The following is an 18,141-nucleotide window of genomic DNA, read 5'->3' as shown; positions in this document are numbered from 1 at the left end:
GGTAGCCAGTGAAGAATTTCCGGACAAATAACCTGATCACCGGATCTGCTGTCAGGTCTTCGACAAGGTCGTCGGGAGGGGTAGCTTTTATCTCGACGTGAGCTCCGATCGCATCGTTACTGACTGTGACGCAACGATTGTGGGTTCCCTCCTCCATTGAAATCGGCGTTGTATACGTCGGGTCGGCGACGAACTGGTAGCACAGTGGCCAGCACTACCACCAGGATACCTGCTGGGTCCGCATTTCCAGGAAGGAGTCGACGCATCGCCTTCTCTTATTGGTTTTCGAGGCTGATAGGGCTAGCTATTAGGTCGATTATCACGTAGAGCAGATACGTTGTGCCGGAGGTTACTGTTGTCAAGTATTGACAAGACAAGTTGGTGCAAGTGGGTAAGTTCGACGCCCAACGCAGTGCCCAAGTTGGTTCCGAGAGCTTTGACCCAGCCGCGGTATTGTCGAATGGACTTGCACTCGAAGAGGAGCCAAATCATCTGTGGCATTTGGGCGGTGATCTCGTCGACGCAAATCGCATCGTAGGTCAGTGTGCCGTGTAAGTTCTGCTAACAGCCCAACTTGGCTGCAGGCATGAAATTGTTTTCTGCGAACCAGATTGGTCGTTATCTTCGATGTACTAGTCGCGAACGTTCTGTCTATGACAGGATCGTTATGCAGTGGTTTTAGTAACCCCGGCCCGGGTCGATAACTGGGCCAGGCTGGCTGCCAGCAAAGGTTGTGGGAGAGGTTTCCCGGAATCGCTTGCGTGGTCGGGGAGTCCCAATACGTTTCCCGTGGACACAGTGGGTTGAATGATGACGCATCCCGGTCGTAGCTACTGGGGTCCGGCGGATGTCAGGGTGAATTGCCTTCCGGTCAAAAGGATTGCGTTGACGTCGTCCACAACGGCCTTCACGGGACCCGCGCCGTAGAGCGGATGGCAGCGCGGAAATTGTTGGTAGACCCGAGACATGAACTCGAAAACCGAAGCCGCCATGGCTTCGGCGATGCGCGTCAGGGCGTCGTCCTGTTCGTCCGTGTGGCCACTATGCTCGGTGATGATGAAATGACATTCGACTTCGGCCAGTATCCGGGCAACCTGGTCAGTTTGTTGCGGGGTGGCGACGCCGGCCGCGAGCGCTCCGTAACTCGTAAACCAATTTTGGATGGGGTTCAGCACCTGCTTGGAACAGTTTTATCACGGCTTCCGTGTTGTGGGCTGGCCTGACCAAGTTGACCATCAGCGAGAGCCATTCGGGGCCAGAGGCGATGACGGTATTTCGCTGTAGATGGGCGTGTCGGGACGACAGTACGGTCATCAGGGTCTGTTTTTGCAATGTAATGTGGTGGCAGCTTCATAGAGCCGTTTTTAATTCCTGGCGACGACGGCAGAAAGACGATTTGGCTGCGGCCGGTGGCCTTGTAATATTCGGAGCCGGGCTGACCGTTAAAAATTGTGACGGTAACGGAAGTAACGTGGCTTAGTTTTATCAATGCGGCCAGGCTAGCACCTCCCAGATTGGTGCCATGACGGTGAGTGTAGAGGTAAAAACACAGTACACGTCTGTGTGTGTTCAACTGATTCGACAGGACTGGGGCGCTGTTCTGGATTGTATGCGTATGTAGGTTCAGTCTAGTCTGACTCGACGTAGACAGTCCCGATGCCTGAACGACGGTAGGGGGGTTGACGTCTTGCTGCGAGAGTCAGGGGGGTGATGGCCGTTTGTTCGTCGATGTCGACGGGTATCGTCCATCAGCGGTCCTGAATCGATGTCTAGGGCGTTGGTATTGAGTTGCAACACGAACTCCGCACCTTATTTAGCCGGGTATCATCACGGTCTTCTGCGTGACTTCCTGTTTCTTGCCATCTTTCTCATGTATGAACTAGTTATAGCTGCCCCGCTTGAAAAGCGCCGAGCCTGGACGCTTTCTGTCTCCAGAGTCCTGGTATCCAGGCAAGTTCTGCAACTCGTCTGGGGTGTATTGAAGAAACTTCGTTTGGTCGACGTCACTGGTGAGTTTGGAGACGAGCGCCACGATGGTGAGCGGATCCGAGAGATCAGCAGTACGGGCCAAAACGATGCCTCGATGGCTCGTCGGTGCTTTCGTTGAGCAGTTGCCAGCCTTGAGGGTACTGGCAGATCGATTGTGGGGGAACCATGATCGCCTTGGTGGATCGGGGTTTCGGTAATGCGAAGCGATCCAGGTGTACGGCGGCGTTGTCAAAAAACTGATCAATGAGCAGTGCGGCGACGGCGTCATGCGCGTCATCAACTTCAATCTCAACCTGAAAAAGAAGTCACATCCATCGGGCTATCGCATAGTATTGACCTTTGACAGTCAATTCCCTATATACCAATGTGTTTTGGCGTAACGCTAGAAAAAATTTAGCAATAGGTGGTCTCTACTGGCTCATTTTTGAAGGTATCGGTACAAAATGACGTTACGACGCCGACGTATCACACTTACGAGTGGAGGAGAGTGGGAAGCGATTGCCCAGTAAGCCTTGAATAAAGCCGTTGAATTACAATCCGAACTCGGCTTATATCTTGCCGATGCCGGCGTGGATGGCTGTGAGCGCGTCGGTGTGGGTGCGTAACTTGGTTGCAAGGTTGAGCCGGCTGGTTGAGGTCGGCGAATGCCTGTTCCGCTTTTTCGGCGCGGACATCGCGCCATCTCAGGAAGTATGATCGTTGTCGATGAATTCTGCCCGTTAGGTATGGAAGTTTCATCAAATAACGTCTTGGCCGGAACAGCGGCTTGCTGTTCCGGTAACGGTGCTTTAGTCGTAGCTTTGTGAGCGCTAGTGCCGATTAGGTGATGGACATGCCGATAGTGACTTCGTTGGCCTGAATGTTGTATGTGTGGTCTGCCGCCCGGTGGTCGCCCAACGGATAACAGGAAAGGTCTCATGGCGATCGTGTGGCCGATGCAGGCCATCACTACCGGCTTGGGCTAGGACAAGAGTCGGTATGGCTTAGCATCGAAGTCACCGCTGAACATGTCGGTCGCGCGTTGATCCTGTCCGGACGTCAGCCCTTTAAGGTCGAAGTCACCACTGGAAACTCGGTCGTTCCCAGTGATCACTAGTACACAAACGTTGTTTTTGTCGGCTTGGTCGATCGCTTCGTTGAGAGCTTGTTGCATGGTCGGGCCTAGCGCGTTGACTTTGCTGTTATCCATCTTGATGATCGCGCTGGAATCTTTATGGCTATAGATAACAAGGAAATAAAGGGAAATAACAGGGTGGCTCATAGGTGTTCCTTCGATACGAACAGCCCGTCGATTGAATAAGATTTGACGTTACGCTGCTGTAAGGGGCTGGATCTCGATCCCGGCGCGTAATATGTCGGACGCATTTCCCTTGTGGTCCGTAGTTCTGGTAGGTCAGTGCATTGCACAGCAATTCCTCAGCTGTCCATCAACATTCGCCACTGATTGAGATCCGCGGCACGGTACACGTAGTTGGAGCACTTGACCATCGATAGCGTGGCACTGGGAGCGGTTGAATACCAGTGCCCTGGGAACACTGTAGGGTTACCCGGAAGTTGCGCGAGCTGCTGCAGGCTGCGGTACATCTCGTCGGAATTGCCACCCGGAAAGTCGGTACGGCCGCAACCCTCCAGAAACAACGTGTCTCCGGCGACCAGCAGGCCATCGAGCAGAAAACACTGGCTGCCCGGCGTATGACCCGGTGTGTGCAGCAGCTCAATTTCGATATCGCCAACGCTGAGCTTGTCGCGGTGCTCATGAGTGGTCAGATGACCGATGTCAATTCCTGTGACTCGTGAAATCCATAGCGCCTCATGGGTATTAACGTGCACGGGCACAGTTACTCGCTCGAGCAGCTCGGTCAATCCCTTTAGCTGAAAGCCCATCATCACCCCGCCCACATGGTCGGGGTGATGGTGAGTCACCAGCACTCCAGACAACCGCATACCGTCCGCTTCGAGTGCGTCCACCAGATCACCAGCGGCGTACGCCGGGTCGACCACGACGCAGTCCCCAGTCTGGCGGTCGCCGATCAGGTAGGCAAAATTGCGCATCTGCGTTGCGACAACATCGTCAACGGCGAAATCGCGTCCGGAGAGCAGTTGCCGAAAGTACAGCCGGTCCGAATCTGACACCTCACTAGACTAGGTCTCGTCTAAATACTCGTCCAAGACTGTCTAGAGCACCATTGCATAAATTGTCGGCAGGCTACCGATTGGTGGCGTATATTAAGTGTTGCCGATATTAGGCGGGCTGCGGGCTGAGCGCATTGGTTTATTGTTGGCCCATGCTGAAGAAGGTCGAGATAGAGGTTGACGACGACCTAGTCCAAGAGGTCATACGCCGGTACGGGTTATTGGGCAGGCGAGAGGCCGTCCATCTGGCGCTCAAGGCTCTCCTTGGCGAACCCGGTGTCGGGGGCCTCTCAGAACAGGACCCAGAATATGACGAGTTCAGCAACCCTGATGCGTGGCGTACACGCCGAAGCAGCGACACCGGGTGATCCTCGGCATAGTCCACTGCCTGTTCATCCTGTTAACGCCTCACTGACTGTTCTAAGCTACCCGCCGCCGCACCTTTGTGGTTTGGTGCCGTTGTGCACCAGGCTGTATCCTCTGTTAGGCCCACGGCGCGACTGGTCGCTTCGGATGGAACGGCCCCCTTAGCTCAGTCGGTAGAGCGTTTCCATGGTAAGGAAAAGGTCAACGGTTCGATTCCGTTAGGGGGCTCGGCGGACGCCGAATAGTAGGCGGCCCTGAATCCGAGGATGAGGTTGGCCAGAGGCGATGTAGCTCAGTCGGTTAGAGCGAACGACTCATAATCGTTAGGTCGCCGGTTCGAGTCCGGCCATCGCTACAACACAAAACGACATGTTTGACACCAGACTTGAGAGAGAACCGTCATGGCTTCCAGTACCGATGTGCGGCCGAAAATAACAATGGCATGCGAGGTGTGCAAGCACCGTAACTATATCACCAAGAAGAACCGGCGTAACGACCCCGACCGGATGGAGCTGAAGAAGTTCTGCCGAAATTGTGGTAAGCACCAGTCCCATCGTGAGACACGGTAGCCGCTCGTAAGTGGTTACCAAGAGTGACTAGGTAGGTTTTACAGCCGTGGGGTTGACCACAAACATCGTCGGGATGCACTACCGGTACCCTGACCACTACGAAGTAGAGCGCGAAAAGATTCGCGAGTACGCGGTAGCCGTGCAAAATGAGGATACCTCATACTTCGAGGAGGACGCGGCAGCCGAACTCGGCTACAAGGGGCTGCTGGCGCCTTTGACGTTCATCTGTTTATTCGGCTACAAGGCGCAGTCGGCGTTTTTCAAGCACGCAAACATCGCGGTAACCGACCAGCAGATCGTACAAATCGATCAAGTGCTGAAATTCGTCAAGCCGATTGTGGCGGGCGACAAGCTGTATTGCGACGTCTACGTCGATTCGATGCGTGAGGCGCACGGCACCCAGATAATCGTGACCAAGAACGTCGTCACCAATGAGGTCGGTGACATCGTCCAGGAGACCTACACGACCCTGGCGGGTCGTGTAGGTGAGGGTGGAGAAGAGGGATTTTCTGATGGCGCGGCGTGAGTTTAGTTCAGTCAAGGTTGGTGACCTGCTGCCGGAAAAGACCTATCCACTTACTCGCCAGGATTTGGTGAATTACGCAGGGGTTTCGGGTGACTTGAATCCGATACACTGGGACGACGAAATCGCCAAGGTGGTGGGGCTAGACACCGCGATCGCTCATGGAATGCTGACGATGGGTATTGGCGGCGGATACGTCACCTCGTGGGTCGGTGACCCAGGTGCGGTCATCGAATACAACGTGCGGTTTACTGCGGTAGTGCCGGTACCCAACGACGGCCAAGGTGCCGTGCTGGTGTTCAGCGGTAAGGTGAAGTCGGTTGATCCGGACACCAAGTCGGTGACCATCGCTCTCTCGGCCACAACCGGTGGCAAGAAGATCTTCGGCCGGGCTATCGCTTCAGCGAAACTGGCGTAGCTTGTGGCGCTGAAAACCGATATCCGCGGGATGGTCTGGCGGTATTCAGACTACTTCATTGTGGGCCGCGAGCAATGTCGCGAGTTCGCCCGAGCTATCAAGTGCGATCACCCCGCCTACTTCAGCGAGGATGCGGCCGCTGAACTCGGCTACGATGCGATCGTTGCTCCGCTGACGTTTGTGACGATCTTCGCTAAGTACGTTCAGTTGGATTTCTTCCGTAATGTCGATGTAGGAATGGAGACCATGCAGATCGTGCAGGTCGACCAACGCTTTGTCTTCCACAAGCCGGTACTTGTCGGGGACAAGCTGTGGGCTCGAATGGATATCCATTCGGTGAGCGAACGTTTTGGTGCCGATATCGTGGTAACCAAGAACAGCTGTACCAGTGATGATGGCGAGTTGGTGATGGAGGCCTACACCACGTTGATGGGCCAGCAAGGCGACAACTCCAGTCAGCTAAAATGGGACAAGGAATCCGGACAGGTCATCAGAAGCGCGTAATTGGTATCAGGTTTTCTGCGCTTGAGTGGAATCGAGTACACTCATGCCTAGGGGTTTCCCAATATCAGCGCGCTTTCCGTGAGTTGTAACGAGCGGGGGGCGCGCGTTTCATGTAAGCCCCGGTGTATGTGGGTTGGCTGGATAGGTCTGGCTGGCCAGACCAGCCGCGAAGGGGCGTAGCTCAACTGGCAGAGCAGCGGTCTCCAAAACCGCAGGTTGCAGGTTCAAATCCTGTCGCCCCTGCTGAAGGCGAAGACGTGACATGGTGGACACTAGGGGTATCCAATCAGAGCGGGAAAGCTCGCGAGAATAGTTAGCGAACAAAGGAGCACGCGGTGAGCGACGAGAGGTACGCTGCCAGCGACGGCGGGGGAACCGAAGTCGGTAGTGGGACCCGCGGCCGGACGACCGTGGTCACGAAACCGGCAACTCGACCGCAACGCCCTACCGGCAAGCGGTCTCGGCAGCGAGCAGCGAATGCCTCGAATACTGGGGCCAACGTCGAGGTCGAAGAGTCGTCGACTCAGGCTGCGATTGCCAAGGAAGGCAAGGTCAAAAAGCCGAAGAAATCGGCGGATCGCTCGGCTAACCCGATCGTATTCATTTACAATTACCTCAAGCAGGTCGTTGGAGAGATGCGGAAGGTTATCTGGCCTAACCGCAAACAAATGCTCACTTACACCTCAGTCGTGTTGGCGTTTCTTGCCTTTATGGTGGCACTGGTTGGCCTTGCTGATTTTGGCCTGGCCAAGCTGGTGTTGTTGGTGTTCGGCTGAGGCTCGAAAGTGATTAGAGAGGACTGAAAACCGTGACTACCTTCGACGGTGATGCGTCTTCAGGTGAGGCGGTTGACGTGCAAGAGGCCGGTATCGACGAGTTCGCCGCGGGTGGCGGTCACGTGGAGCCGGCTGCAGAGGTCGACCCGGCCGCCGCGCTCAAGGCAGAGCTGCGTAGCAAGCCGGGCGACTGGTATGTCATCCACTCCTACGCGGGGTATGAGAACAAGGTGAAAGCCAACCTCGAAACCCGTGTGCAGAACCTAGACGTCGGCGACTGCATCTTCCAGGTGGAGGTGCCCACCGAGGAGGTCACCGAGATCAAGAATGGCCAGCGCAGGCTGGTTAACCGCAAGGTGCTACCTGGCTACATCCTGGTGCGGATGGATTTGACCGACGATTCGTGGGCGGCGGTGCGCAACACTCCGGGGGTCACCGGATTCGTCGGTGCAACGTCGCGTCCGTCGGCGCTTGCGCTTGACGACGTGGTGAAGTTCTTGTTGCCGTCGGGGTCGGCAAAGAAGGACGCCAAGGGTGCAGTCAGTACCGCCGCTGCCGCCGAGGCGGGTGGGTTGGAACGTTCGATTATCGAGGTCGATTACGAGGTGGGCGAATCGGTAACGGTCATGGACGGACCGTTTGCGACGTTGCCAGCTACGATTAGCGAAGTCAACGCCGAGCAGCAAAAGCTCAAGGTGCTGGTTTCGATCTTCGGTCGCGAAACCCCGGTGGAGCTGACCTTCAGCCAAGTCTCGAAGATTTAACCCCCGAGGAAGGAAGAACGAAACCCAATGGCCACGAAAAAGAAAGTCGCCGGGCTGATCAAGCTTCAGATTCAGGCGGGGCAGGCCAACCCTGCTCCGCCGGTCGGGCCCGCGCTCGGCCAGCACGGCGTCAACATCATGGAGTTCTGCAAGGCGTACAATGCTGCCACTGAGAACCAGCGTGGCCAGGTCATACCGGTGGAGATCACGGTCTACGAGGACCGCAGCTTCACTTTTGCGCTCAAGACGCCGCCTGCCGCCAAGTTGCTCCTCGATGCTGCCGGGGTGGGCAAGGGGGTGGCCGAGCCGCACAAGACTAAGGTCGTTAAGGTCAGCTGGGATCAAGTTCGGGAGATTGCTGAAACCAAGAAGGCTGACCTCAACGCCAACGACATCGACGCAGCCGCCAAGATCATCGCCGGTACCGCCAGGTCGATGGGCATCACCGTCGAGTAATAACTCACCCCTGTCGGGCAACGATGCGTGGCTGTTCGCTGCCTGAGTGAGAGTTCGACGAAACATTAAGTGGGAGGGCCAGCGTCGGCCCGCTTACCAACCACGACCCATCACCAAGATTGGATAGTTCAATGAGCAAAAGCAGCAAGGCTTATCGCGCTGCCGCCGTGAAGGTGGACCGCACCAACCTTTACACTCCACTTCAGGCGGCCAAGCTCGCCAAAGAGACGTCGTCGACCAGGCAGGATGCGACCGTCGAGGTGGCGATACGGCTGGGTGTCGACTCGCGTAAAGCAGACCAAATGGTCCGTGGCACGGTTAACCTGCCACACGGTACCGGTAAGACCGCTCGGGTCGCAGTGTTCGCCGTCGGCGAAAAAGCGGATGTTGCCGTAGCCGCGGGAGCTGATGTGGTTGGTAGCGACGATCTGATCGAGAAGATTCAGGGCGGCTGGCTGGAGTTCGACGCCGCGGTCGCGACACCCGATCAGATGGCCAAGGTTGGTCGTATCGCTCGGGTGTTGGGTCCACGTGGCTTGATGCCGAACCCCAAGACCGGCACCGTCACCCCCGATGTCGCCAAGGCCGTTGCTGACATCAAGGGCGGCAAGATCAACTTCCGGGTGGACAAACAGGCTAATTTGCACTTTGTGATCGGCAAGGCATCGTTCGATGAGAAGCGGCTGGCGGAGAACTACGGCGCCGCGCTTGAGGAGGTGCTTCGGCTCAAGCCGTCGTCGTCGAAGGGCCGTTACCTGAAGAAGGTCACCGTGTCGACGACTATGGGCCCTGGCATTCCGGTCGACCCGTCGATAACCCGGAATTTCACCGAGGAGTAGCCGCGCATCGATGCGATGAGATTCGAGCGGGCAAGACCGCCCGGGGATCATGTGTCACCTGTTTCAGCGTGGCTAGGCCAGTGTCGGTGCCGTAATGTGCAGTGCGGTGATCGCTGCCGGCGGCAGATGTTGGCCCGTCGACCCTTGCTTGAGCCTGTTGCAAGCGGTCCAGGCCACCGGTGATGTGGCCGTGGATACCACTGACGGGTGGTCTTGATTCTCGAGCGAGCCCAGTGTGTCGGCGTCATTCACCCGCGTTAGTCGTCGTGAATCATGCCGCAGCATCAGGGCTGTTAAAGTAAAGCATGCGCCTCCAGCTCGTTGGGTATCAGCGCGCACAGCTCTCCGGCTATCAGGATCTCTTCGTCGTGCAATTTGTCACGAATCGCTGGACGATTCCGCCGTCGATCTCAATAACCTTCTGCGAACACTGAGTAGATGCAACTGAGCGCGTTAGGCATGCGCTGAGGCAGCAGCTCGACGGGCGGCACCTGCAATGGGATGTTGGTGTGCCGAATCTTGTTTCTTGACGCCGGTGATTCGTTGTCCGACCACGGTATCCGTCTGCAGTAGCGCACTGCGATCTCGGCGAAGGCCAACCCCGGACACCAACCGCAGTGTGAGTGCGAGTAGTGACTGACGATCCAGTGCCGGGTGCGCGCAAGCGAACATTATCCACCACTCCTTATCGCGGCCCGTATGCAGGTTGCAGCGACCGGTAAATACCCGGATGTCTTCTACTACATGGCTTTTCACGGCCGCCAATTTCTTCCCGGGACTTGTTGATTCGCGACGTAGAGCCGTCCTGCCGGGGTGATCGGGAACGCCATAGCGGGGCCAGCTGCGGAACTCTTCGTCTCGACGCAAGTTTATTATACGGCGTTCTACGTGATGGTGAGGTCCCTGGACTACCGCGTGAGCACGGCGAAGGCCAGTCTCACACTCCCGACGAAAGACGCTGGCCAGTTTGGTCATTCGGCTGGGTATACAGGACCGAGACACCCGCTAGCTGCTGCAGGGTGGAGGCGGGGATCATGGACGTGACCTTGACTGCCTCGTTGCGGTAATTTGCGCTAAACACATAGAAGCCGTTGGCGACTTCGGTGCCCCCTCCACGTAAGGTTCGTTCGTGATGAGAAGCTCGGCTGTCACATGCCAGCAGGGTGGTCGTGGTGGATAGCTTATTTAGGCTGGTGCTGGGCCTTTATGTGACGTACGCCGATGGTGGCCTCGGACTTCTGGCGTTCATTACCACCATCGCCTCCCAGTGCGGCGAGCTGGGATCCACCGGCCAGTCTGGCGGCTCCAACAGAGTGTGATCCAGTTGATGCCCTCCAGCAGTTGCGTCGGGCTCCTCCAGCCCGCCATTAGCCAGCCGCACCTCCACGGCGCCATACGAGGTGACCCGGATGCAGAGCGCCAACGTCAGTGTCTCGTCGAAGTTTTTGGCTTCGAAAACGTAGTTAGCCGCAGGGGCCCACCTCGGCGAAGGGACTGTTGGTGATCTGCACTCTGACAGCCGTGGGTGGTAAAGACAGCACCGGACTGGATTACTGCGGCAGCTTTGAAATGGAAGCTCTCAAACGCGGCCCGTCATGAGGCCCGTTCGTCGGGCGTGAGATTTTGTTCCTTGCTGATCAAAGAGGGCGAAGTACTGCATGTTCGTCACCGAACGTTAGTGAGTGAAGTCTTGTGCTGCACTCTAAACTAAGTTAGTAACTACTTATTCGACGAACGGCGCAGCCGGTAATCCAACCACTTGCCCGAAGTGTAGGGCGGCACTAGTCTAAGGCGCCCGGCTTGAGGTAGGTCACTAGGCTACAGTCCAGCATCTCGTCGGAGAAGTAGTGCGCGCAGCCGCGCAGGTACTTCATGTACCGGTTGTAGACCGCTTCAGAGGTGACTTCGATGGCCTTTGCCCGGTTGGATTCTAGGGTGTCGCCCCAGATTCGCAGTGTCTTGACATAGTGCGATTGCAGCGACAGCGGTTCGGAGACGGTGAATCCTGCCTTCTCGCCGTGTTCAACCATCATCTTGGTCGATGGCAGCCGCCCACCTGGAAATATCTCGGTGATGATGAACTTGATGAAGCGAGCCGTTTCGAAGCTGAGCTTCTTACCCCTGGCAGCCATGTCGAAGGGGTGGTAGCTGACACTACTTTGGACCGTCATCCGACCGTCGGAGGGCATGATGTTGAAACACCGCTTGAAGAAGTCGTCGTAGTTCTCGTGCCCGAAGTGTTCGAAGGCCTCGATCGACACGATCCGGTCGACCGGCTCGGTGAAATCCTCCCAGCCTTGCAGCCGCACTTGACGTGAACGGTTGCTCTCGAGGGCGGTTAGCACTTGCTCACAACGTGCGTGCTGATTCTTGGACAAAGTCAAGCCGATAACTTTGACATCATACTTCTCAACGGCGCGCCGCATGGTGGTGCCCCAACCGCAGCCGATGTCCAACAGAGTCATTCCCGGCTTGAGGTCCAGCTTGTTCAGGTTGAGGTCGATCTTGGCGTACTGGGCTTCTTCGAGCGTGAGGTCTGGTGGCTCGAAATAGGCGCAGCTGTAGGTGCGGGTGGGGTCCTGGAACAGTGCGAAGAATTCGTTCGAAAGATCGTAGTGCGCTTGGATATCTTCGGAGCGCGTCCGCGTTTTTGTCGGGCCAGTCGGTTGCTCAGTCATTGTCGTCTTGTTCTCCTGCATGATGTTCATTGCCTGACGCACGTACCAAGGTCGGTTTTATATGAAGTGTTTATATGACGTGCAACCATAACTTCTGCTTCTCGGGGGTGAACTAGTTGCCGTCGATGTAGCCCATCCGGAATGCCTTGGCGCAGAAGGTCAGGTACTTCATTATCTCTTCTTCGGACTCGATCGCGATAGCTTTGTTCTTGCTTATCTGGAGAGCCTGCGGCACGCAGGTCAAAGGTTTTGGCGAAGTCCGGCTGCAGCGACTGGATGTGGACTATCCTGAAGCTGACCTGCGTTGAGTGTTCCTTGACGGTCTCGATCATCGGCAGCTGGGCTACCCGGTAAGATGTCGTTGATTATGAACCTGATGAGATGAACTTAGTTATTTGTATCAGCATAGCTATGCTGCGCTCGATGACCTGCTTTGGATGCAGCTTGGTGATCGAGTGCAGTAGTATCACTCCGTTAGCGGGGAGCGCGTTGTAGGCGAACTTGAAGAAAATGTCATAGCACTCAAAACCGAAGTTTTCTAACGCTTTGATGATGACGAGCCGGTCCACCGCACCGGCTCGTCGACGTCAGCCCAGTCGCACAGTGGCGTTCGCTGCGAGCGGTTCACATCAATTTCGTCGAGCACCTGCCGGCGGTAAGTATTCTGGTTCTTGGACAAGGTCAACCTGACGACGTTGACGTCATAGTACCCGATGGTCCGCTTCATCATCGAGTCTCCGTCGTAGCCAATATCGAGCAGGATCTTATTCCTGTCTGCAGTTCCAGCGTGTCGAGCGCCAAACTGAGTTCGGTTACCTGCGCTTCGTGCGGGGTCATGTCTTCGTCCGAAAACATGCGCAACTGTAGGTGCGAGTCGGGGCCTGAAACAGTGCGAAGAATTCGTTCGAAAGGCCGTAGTACGCCTGAACGTCGTCTACATTAAACTGCGTCCGTGCGGCGCCTGCTGGACTGTCAGGCATTGTGTTCTCCCCGGTGGATAGGCACCTTGACGAGGCGACCCCCCGGAAATCTACACGGGTCCAAAGATATCTTATACACTAACTCTAGTTAATTTATCTCGATTGGAGTTCGGTCAGATTGCAGTCCGACTGACGCTATCATTATATTCATCCGGGATGAACTGCTTGAAATTGATTTAGCCGGCGTGGAACAGCTTGGTGCATCCCTTGCGGTACTTCATGGTGTACTGCTCGTAAACTTCTTTGGATTGAATCGCGATGGCCGCACTTTGGTTCTTCTCGAACGTCTCGGCCCACAAGTCGAGAGTTCGGGCGTAGTGTGGCTGCAGCGACTGGCGACAGGCTGGCTTGAAGCTAGCTTTCGGCGTACTCTCCTCCATCATTTCAATAGTTGGCACCCGGTCGCTTGGGAAATTTCGGTGAAAATAAACCAGAAGAAACGGGTTATATATGAGTTATATATGAGCGATAGCAGAAAGCCGTTGCCGATCATCTGCTGTTTGGTCAGCCCGGTGATCGTGTGCCATAGCATCGCACCGTCGTCAGGCAGGGTGCTGTAGGCTAGTTCAAAGAAATCGTCGTAGCTACCGTGGCCGAAGTGCTCAAATGCGACGATTGACATGATGCGGTCGACAGGATCACGGAACTGTTCCCAACCATCGAACACCATACGCTTGCTGTGTGGGCTGTTCATCTGGTCGAACGATTTCTGAGTCTGGGCAGTCTGATTTTTCGACAACGTGAGGACGATGACGTTCATTTCGTACTTCTCGATCGTCCGCCGCATGGTGGCGCTCCAGCCATAGCCCCTGTCGAGCAACGTCATTCCGGGTTTCAAGCCCAGCTTGACCAGCGGCCAAGTCGATCTTGACGAGTAGCGGCTTCTTCCAACATCCATGTTCTTCGATGTTCGCAGTATGCGCAGCTGTGGGTCTGGTTGGGGTCCAAAAACAGGCAGAAGAAGTCGTCAGATAGATCGTTATGCGTCTGACATTGGCTAACTGTGGCGTCACTTCCCTGGTCATGGTCTCGTGTGCTTTTTCACACTCGCATCGGCCCGCCGGTGTTTGGACGAAAGGCGCAGAAAAAAATTCACCTGGTTTGCTCGAGGCATACTATCCGCTTCATGACTGGATCGTTAAACCTCGATCGAGTTTTCTCGGATCAAGAATTCATAGTGGCCGCTATTTTGTCAGCGTGAACTGGGCCACGTTGATGAGCCCCCGGCGGAAGCGGTCCGCACACCCAGTCAAGTAGTGCATGAAGTTGTCATAGATCTCTTCGGGCTGTATAGCGAGGGCGTGATCCCGGGCGGCAGCTAAGTTGGTTGCCCACATATCCAAGGTTCGCGCGTAATGTGGCTGCATTAGCTGGATTTGCTCGACGGAGAACCCCGCAGCTTCGGCATTGTCGACAATGTCGGGTTGGGAAGGGAGTTCGCCGCCCGGGAAAATCGACTCGCGCAGGAATTTCAGGAACCGCAGGTCCCCCATTGTCAGCGGAATGCCTTGCTCGTGCAGCCATCGCCGGTCATACGTGAATAAGCTGTGCAGCAGCATTCGACCGTCATCGGGGAGGATGTTATATGAGCGTTCGAAGAAGGCGGGATACCGCTCCTTCTTAAAGGCATCGAGCGCCTCAAAGCTAACGATCCGGTCGACCTTCTCTTCGAATTCTTCCCAGCCTTGCAGTCGAGCCTCGGCGTGCCGCTTCGTCAGGATTTCGGCGAGTCTGGCTTTGCTGCGCGCGCAATGGTTGCGGCTGAGGGTGAGGCCGATGACGTTGACGTCGTACTTCTCAACCGCCCGGACCAGCGCCCCGCCCCAGCCGCAACCTACGTCGAGCAACGTCATCCCGGGTGCGAGGTTCAGCTTGTCCAGGGCTAGGTCTAATTTTGCTAGTTGGGCCTCTTCGAGGGTCATGTCGTCGCGCTCGAAATATGCGCAGGTGTAAACCCAGGTGGGGTCAAGGAAAAGGGCGAAAAAGTCGTCCGAGATGTCGTATGCCGATTGCGACTCTTCGTAGTATGGCCTCAGTTTGGCCATGTGAAGTGACCTCCTACACTCACCGTACAACTTCGCGAGTTGGTATGACTTTATTGGTTAACTGGCTTTGGCAAAGTTGCTCATTAATACGCCGACCGCCTGATCCCACAGTTGTTGCGGTAGATCATGGCCCATTCCGTCGAATAACACCAGTCGGGCGCCGGTGATGGCGCGGGCGACGGCGCGGCCGCTGGAGGGCCGCACCAGTTTGTCGGCTCGGCCATGAATCACCACAGTCGGTGCGATTATGCGTTGGTTATAGTGCAGCAGGCTGCCGCTGCCCAGGATCGCGCTAAACTGTCGACTGACACCCAACGGGTAGAAACTGCGGTCGTATATCTCGGCAGCGTTGGTGCGGACTTGTTCTTCAGGCATGCGGTAGAGTGGACTGCCGGTGATTTTGGTGACCCGCACGACGTTATCGACGACCACGTCGCGCCGCGATCCGGTCGGCGGGCCGGTGAGAAGCGCCAGCAAGGCGCGCGGGGCGGGTGGCGGCAGGAATGGGCGATTGTTGCTGGAGAAGAAGACGGCTAGACTCCTTGTTCGCGTGGGGAATCGTGCCGCGAAGATTTGGGCAATCATGCCGCCCATCGATGCCCCGACGATGTGGGCCCGTTCAATGCTGAGGTGATCTAGCAGGGCGACGGCGTCATCGGTCATGTCCTCAAGCGTGTACGCACACGCGTTGCGCTGGCCGAGCCAGAAGCGGATCAGCCGTGCGGTCAGTGGCTGACTGGGGCAGGGCTGCTCAGTGCTGTCAGTCCTGCTGGAAAGCCCAACATCGCGGTTGTCGTACCGAACGACTCGTAGCCCCTGAGCGACGAGCTTTTCGCAGAAGGCGGTCCGCCACAGCACCAGTTGGGCACCCAGCCCCATGATCAGCAGTACCGGCGGGTCATCGACGTTGCCCATGTCCTCGTAGTACAGCTTCAAGTCGCCCGAGGTGGCGTAACCGCTACGGACTTCCACTAGATCTCCACATCGGATTGATGCTCACGGCTGACTTCGACCATAAAGTTTGCGAAGTACCCTGTCAGCTCCGGATCCAACATTATCTGCCATTCCGGCGCCAGCAGCTTCATGTACCGCTCGACGTAGAGGAATTGCTTGCCGATCAGCACCAGTTCGCGGGGCAACTTAACGTTGTAGGCGTCGGACAGCGCCGACAGCTGCCGGCCGATATCGGTGTAGGACATGTCGCCGAGGGTTTTCATGGCCAGAGGCGTGGTGAAGTTTTCCAGGTCTTTGGCAGCCCGAGCCTCGGGTTTCACGGTGCCCACGGCGCCCATCAACACGACGATTTTGCCAGCAGCAGCGTGGTCCTTTTTCACCAGCAGGGCAAATACCAGTTCGCGTAGTAACCACCGGGTGCGCGGATCGATGCGGCCCATGATCCCGAAGTCGAAGAACACGATGCGACCTTGGTCGTCAACATGCAGGTTGCCCGCGTGCAGGTCGCCATGGAACAGGCCGTGTCGCAGACCGCCCTCAAACACCGAGAACAATAGCGCCTTGACCAGCTCGACGCCGTCGAAGCCAGACTTGCGGATGGCATCCGCATTGTCTATGCGGATGCCATGTACCTGCTCCATCGTCAACACCCGTTCGCCCGTGAATTCCCAGTGCACCTTCGGTACGCGGATGTTCTTGCCTAGCGGCGAGGTGTGCAGGTATGAGCCCCACGCTTCCATCGACTGTGCCTCGAGACGGAAATTCAGCTCTTCGGCAAGGTTGTCGGAAAAATCCGCTACGACGTCTTGCGCCGAGAGCCGACGGCCCAGCTTGGCTAGTTCGACTGCTTGCGCGAAGCGCTTCAGGATTTGCAGGTCGGCGGCGACTCGGCGTCGGATGCCGGGTCGCTGGATCTTTACGACGACGTGCTCGCCGCTGTGCAGGATCGCGGAATGTACCTGAGCGATGGACGCCGACGCGAACGGCTCTTCGGAGAAGCTGGCGAACAGTTTGGAAGGCGCGTCGCCAAGCTCCTCGACGAACAGCTTGTGCACCTCGTTCGTGTCGGCTGGTGGCACTTGGTCGAGCAGGCCACGGAATTCGCGCGCCAGCGACTCACCAAATGCGCTGGGGCTGGACGCTATGATCTGTCCGAACTTAACGTACGTCGGCCCTAGGTTAGCAAAGGTCTGCGGGATTTCCCTGATCACCTTTTGCTGCCACGGACCCTTGCCCGCCAGCTTGGTTGCGACGCGAGCGGCAGCGCGGGTGATTTGCCAATATGTGGCTGCTATCCGGGCCGCTTCGACAGGTAAGGGCACTCGGTCTAGCTTGACCACCTGGTGGTTATTGGTGGAACTCATTCTGTGTAGTGTGCCAAACTGGTGGTGTTGGGTCCCAATTCAGTGTGACGCCAGGGCGTCACTGACTACCTACTCTAAATTACGATGATTTCCTAGAACACCGGGCCTGTTCATCAGTGAGGCTATAGGACATCGCGAAGAAAGCACTCTGGTGAAAGGCCAAGAACGCGCGCAGGGTGCTGTGTTCGTCGGCTACGGGGGAGGCGAGGACGGGCATGGTCAAATCCTAAAGTGGTCTGTTTGTCCGAGACGGGAACCTACCACCGGCTAGTGTCGTAACGTGCGGGTATCCAGGTTGTTTCGGCGAAGTTATCGGAACTGTTCGTTGGGTCACCGGCGTCAGGGAAGTGGCCGATGCAGCGGGGTGGGCATTTCACCTAGGTACCGCCGCGCTTGCGAGGACGATCGCCTCGGTTGTGGTGGTGTGGGATCTAGACTTCGTCGTGGTCGGCGATGGCGTCCCTAAATTTGGTCGGTTGCTTTTCGGCTAGCTGTACGCGGTGTTGGCCAACTACGCAGGGCTGGATTTTGGGCTGACCTGCATGTGATGTTGGCTGAGCTCGGTGGCAAGGTCGGTCTGGTTGGTGCCGCCAGGCTCGAGGGGCTGTAGTGCGGACCGTGATGGCAGGACTACCGCGTTAATGTTTTGGTTGATGCCGGGGCATCGCACTATTGTGATAGTTGATCCACCTAAGACCGTCAGTGACCGAAAGAGTCGGTTGAAGGCTCGGTAACATCCCGGGCGGCCCACGCAGGAGGACGAGGCACCCCCGCCGGCGTGCG

General features: G+C 56.7%; 20 protein-coding genes, 3 tRNA genes and 3 pseudogenes. 15 read left to right on the top strand and 11 right to left on the bottom strand.

Translation table 11 applies throughout. The features are described 5' to 3' along the window. Positions 1 to 830 precede the first annotated feature (830 nt). On the bottom strand, positions 831 to 1,175 hold the full coding sequence (locus tag ML_RS09795) for a hypothetical protein (RefSeq protein WP_010908612.1): 345 nt from the start codon (positions 1,173 to 1,175) through the stop codon (positions 831 to 833). A 704-nt stretch (positions 1,176 to 1,879) separates the two neighbouring features. Continuing rightward, the gene (locus ML_RS19350) at positions 1,880 to 2,257 is read right to left on the bottom strand and encodes an LpqN/LpqT family lipoprotein (protein WP_269148299.1); all 378 of its coding nucleotides are present in this window, start codon (positions 2,255 to 2,257) and stop codon (positions 1,880 to 1,882) included. Here ML_RS19350 and ML_RS19345 point away from each other — a divergent pair. Beyond that, on the top strand, positions 2,202 to 2,369 hold the full coding sequence (locus tag ML_RS19345) for a cyanase (RefSeq protein WP_162618272.1): 168 nt from the start codon (positions 2,202 to 2,204) through the stop codon (positions 2,367 to 2,369). The genes ML_RS19350 and ML_RS19345 overlap by 56 nt on opposite strands. A 168-nt stretch (positions 2,370 to 2,537) precedes the next feature. Here the strand turns inward: ML_RS19345 and ML_RS09780 are convergent. Beyond that, positions 2,538 to 3,250: pseudogene (locus ML_RS09780) on the bottom strand (crotonase/enoyl-CoA hydratase family protein). Between the two features lie 155 nt (positions 3,251 to 3,405). Beyond that, complete coding sequence (locus ML_RS09775) at positions 3,406 to 4,122, bottom strand: MBL fold metallo-hydrolase (RefSeq protein ID WP_010908611.1); 717 nt, start codon at positions 4,120 to 4,122, stop codon at positions 3,406 to 3,408. A 152-nt stretch (positions 4,123 to 4,274) separates the two neighbouring features. On the opposite strand from ML_RS09775, the gene ML_RS09770 reads away from it, so the two are divergent. The 12 genes from ML_RS09770 to rplA all read left to right on the top strand — a co-directional run bounded on the left by ML_RS09770 (position 4,275) and on the right by rplA (position 9,337). Then, positions 4,275 to 4,490, top strand: coding sequence for a type II toxin-antitoxin system VapB family antitoxin (locus ML_RS09770; protein WP_010908610.1), 216 nt, complete (start codon positions 4,275 to 4,277; stop codon positions 4,488 to 4,490). A gap of 153 nt (positions 4,491 to 4,643) precedes the next feature. Next, a tRNA-Thr gene (locus tag ML_RS09765) sits at positions 4,644 to 4,716 on the top strand. Positions 4,717 to 4,769: 53 nt separating this feature from the next. After that, positions 4,770 to 4,843: transfer RNA gene (locus ML_RS09760), tRNA-Met, on the top strand. A gap of 46 nt (positions 4,844 to 4,889) precedes the next feature. Next, positions 4,890 to 5,057 (top strand): 50S ribosomal protein L33, encoded by a 168-nt coding sequence (gene rpmG / locus ML_RS09755; protein WP_010908609.1) that lies wholly within the window; start codon positions 4,890 to 4,892, stop codon positions 5,055 to 5,057. Positions 5,058 to 5,130: 73 nt separating this feature from the next. Further along, on the top strand, positions 5,131 to 5,583 hold the full coding sequence (gene hadA / locus ML_RS09750; protein ID WP_414085563.1) for a (3R)-hydroxyacyl-ACP dehydratase subunit HadA: 453 nt from the start codon (positions 5,131 to 5,133) through the stop codon (positions 5,581 to 5,583). After that, on the top strand, positions 5,570 to 5,998 hold the full coding sequence (gene hadB, locus ML_RS09745; RefSeq protein WP_010908607.1) for a (3R)-hydroxyacyl-ACP dehydratase subunit HadB: 429 nt from the start codon (positions 5,570 to 5,572) through the stop codon (positions 5,996 to 5,998). The genes hadA and hadB overlap by 14 nt, the downstream gene beginning before the upstream one ends. Positions 5,999 to 6,001: 3 nt before the next feature. Beyond that, positions 6,002 to 6,502: a (3R)-hydroxyacyl-ACP dehydratase subunit HadC gene (gene hadC, locus ML_RS09740; RefSeq protein ID WP_010908606.1), complete on the top strand. Its 501-nt coding sequence runs from the start codon at positions 6,002 to 6,004 to the stop codon at positions 6,500 to 6,502. Between the two features lie 170 nt (positions 6,503 to 6,672). Beyond that, a tRNA-Trp gene (locus ML_RS09735) sits at positions 6,673 to 6,745 on the top strand. 92 nt (positions 6,746 to 6,837) lie between these two features. Further along, entirely contained in the window at positions 6,838 to 7,278 is a 441-nt protein-coding gene (gene secE / locus ML_RS09730) for a preprotein translocase subunit SecE (protein ID WP_010908605.1), read from the top strand. Between the two features lie 32 nt (positions 7,279 to 7,310). Then, positions 7,311 to 8,042, top strand: a complete 732-nt coding sequence (nusG, locus tag ML_RS09725) for a transcription termination/antitermination protein NusG (RefSeq protein ID WP_041323050.1) — start codon at positions 7,311 to 7,313, stop codon at positions 8,040 to 8,042. Positions 8,043 to 8,069: 27 nt separating this feature from the next. Next, on the top strand, positions 8,070 to 8,498 hold the full coding sequence (rplK, locus tag ML_RS09720; protein ID WP_010908603.1) for a 50S ribosomal protein L11: 429 nt from the start codon (positions 8,070 to 8,072) through the stop codon (positions 8,496 to 8,498). 131 nt (positions 8,499 to 8,629) lie between these two features. Next, positions 8,630 to 9,337, top strand: coding sequence for a 50S ribosomal protein L1 (gene rplA / locus ML_RS09715; RefSeq protein ID WP_010908602.1), 708 nt, complete (start codon positions 8,630 to 8,632; stop codon positions 9,335 to 9,337). Between the two features lie 453 nt (positions 9,338 to 9,790). On the opposite strand, the gene ML_RS09710 is transcribed toward rplA, so the two are convergent. Further along, entirely contained in the window at positions 9,791 to 10,093 is a 303-nt protein-coding gene (locus ML_RS09710; protein ID WP_049769829.1) for a hypothetical protein, read from the bottom strand. 416 nt (positions 10,094 to 10,509) lie between these two features. Between ML_RS09710 and ML_RS16390 the strand changes: the two genes are divergently transcribed. Further along, entirely contained in the window at positions 10,510 to 10,656 is a 147-nt protein-coding gene (locus ML_RS16390) for a hypothetical protein (protein WP_172591917.1), read from the top strand. Between the two features lie 462 nt (positions 10,657 to 11,118). Here ML_RS16390 and mmaA4 read toward each other — a convergent pair whose 3' ends face one another. From mmaA4 to ML_RS09675, 6 genes and pseudogenes are all read right to left on the bottom strand, one after another. Continuing rightward, the gene (mmaA4, locus tag ML_RS09700) at positions 11,119 to 12,036 is read right to left on the bottom strand and encodes a hydroxymycolate synthase MmaA4 (RefSeq protein ID WP_414085562.1); all 918 of its coding nucleotides are present in this window, start codon (positions 12,034 to 12,036) and stop codon (positions 11,119 to 11,121) included. Positions 12,037 to 12,127: 91 nt separating this feature from the next. Beyond that, a pseudogene (locus ML_RS19340) lies at positions 12,128 to 12,995 on the bottom strand (class I SAM-dependent methyltransferase). Positions 12,996 to 13,171: 176 nt separating this feature from the next. Next, positions 13,172 to 13,991, bottom strand: a pseudogene (locus ML_RS09690) (class I SAM-dependent methyltransferase); the annotation flags it as partial. 188 nt (positions 13,992 to 14,179) lie between these two features. Then, complete coding sequence (mmaA1, locus tag ML_RS09685; protein WP_010908600.1) at positions 14,180 to 15,040, bottom strand: mycolic acid methyltransferase MmaA1; 861 nt, start codon at positions 15,038 to 15,040, stop codon at positions 14,180 to 14,182. 57 nt (positions 15,041 to 15,097) lie between these two features. Continuing rightward, entirely contained in the window at positions 15,098 to 16,012 is a 915-nt protein-coding gene (gene lipG / locus ML_RS09680) for a lipase/esterase LipG (RefSeq protein WP_010908599.1), read from the bottom strand. Continuing rightward, positions 16,012 to 17,358, bottom strand: coding sequence for an ABC1 kinase family protein (locus tag ML_RS09675; protein ID WP_010908598.1), 1,347 nt, complete (start codon positions 17,356 to 17,358; stop codon positions 16,012 to 16,014). Before ML_RS09675 ends, lipG begins: the two co-directional genes overlap by 1 nt. Before the next feature lie 347 nt (positions 17,359 to 17,705). Between ML_RS09675 and ML_RS19335 the strand changes: the two genes are divergently transcribed. After that, complete coding sequence (locus tag ML_RS19335; RefSeq protein ID WP_172591916.1) at positions 17,706 to 17,849, top strand: hypothetical protein; 144 nt, start codon at positions 17,706 to 17,708, stop codon at positions 17,847 to 17,849. Positions 17,850 to 18,141 lie beyond the last annotated feature (292 nt).

The sequence above is a fragment of the Mycobacterium leprae TN genome (assembly GCF_000195855.1).
Lineage (GTDB): Bacteria > Actinomycetota > Actinomycetes > Mycobacteriales > Mycobacteriaceae > Mycobacterium > Mycobacterium leprae.
This window is presented reverse-complemented; position numbering and strand designations above follow the sequence as displayed.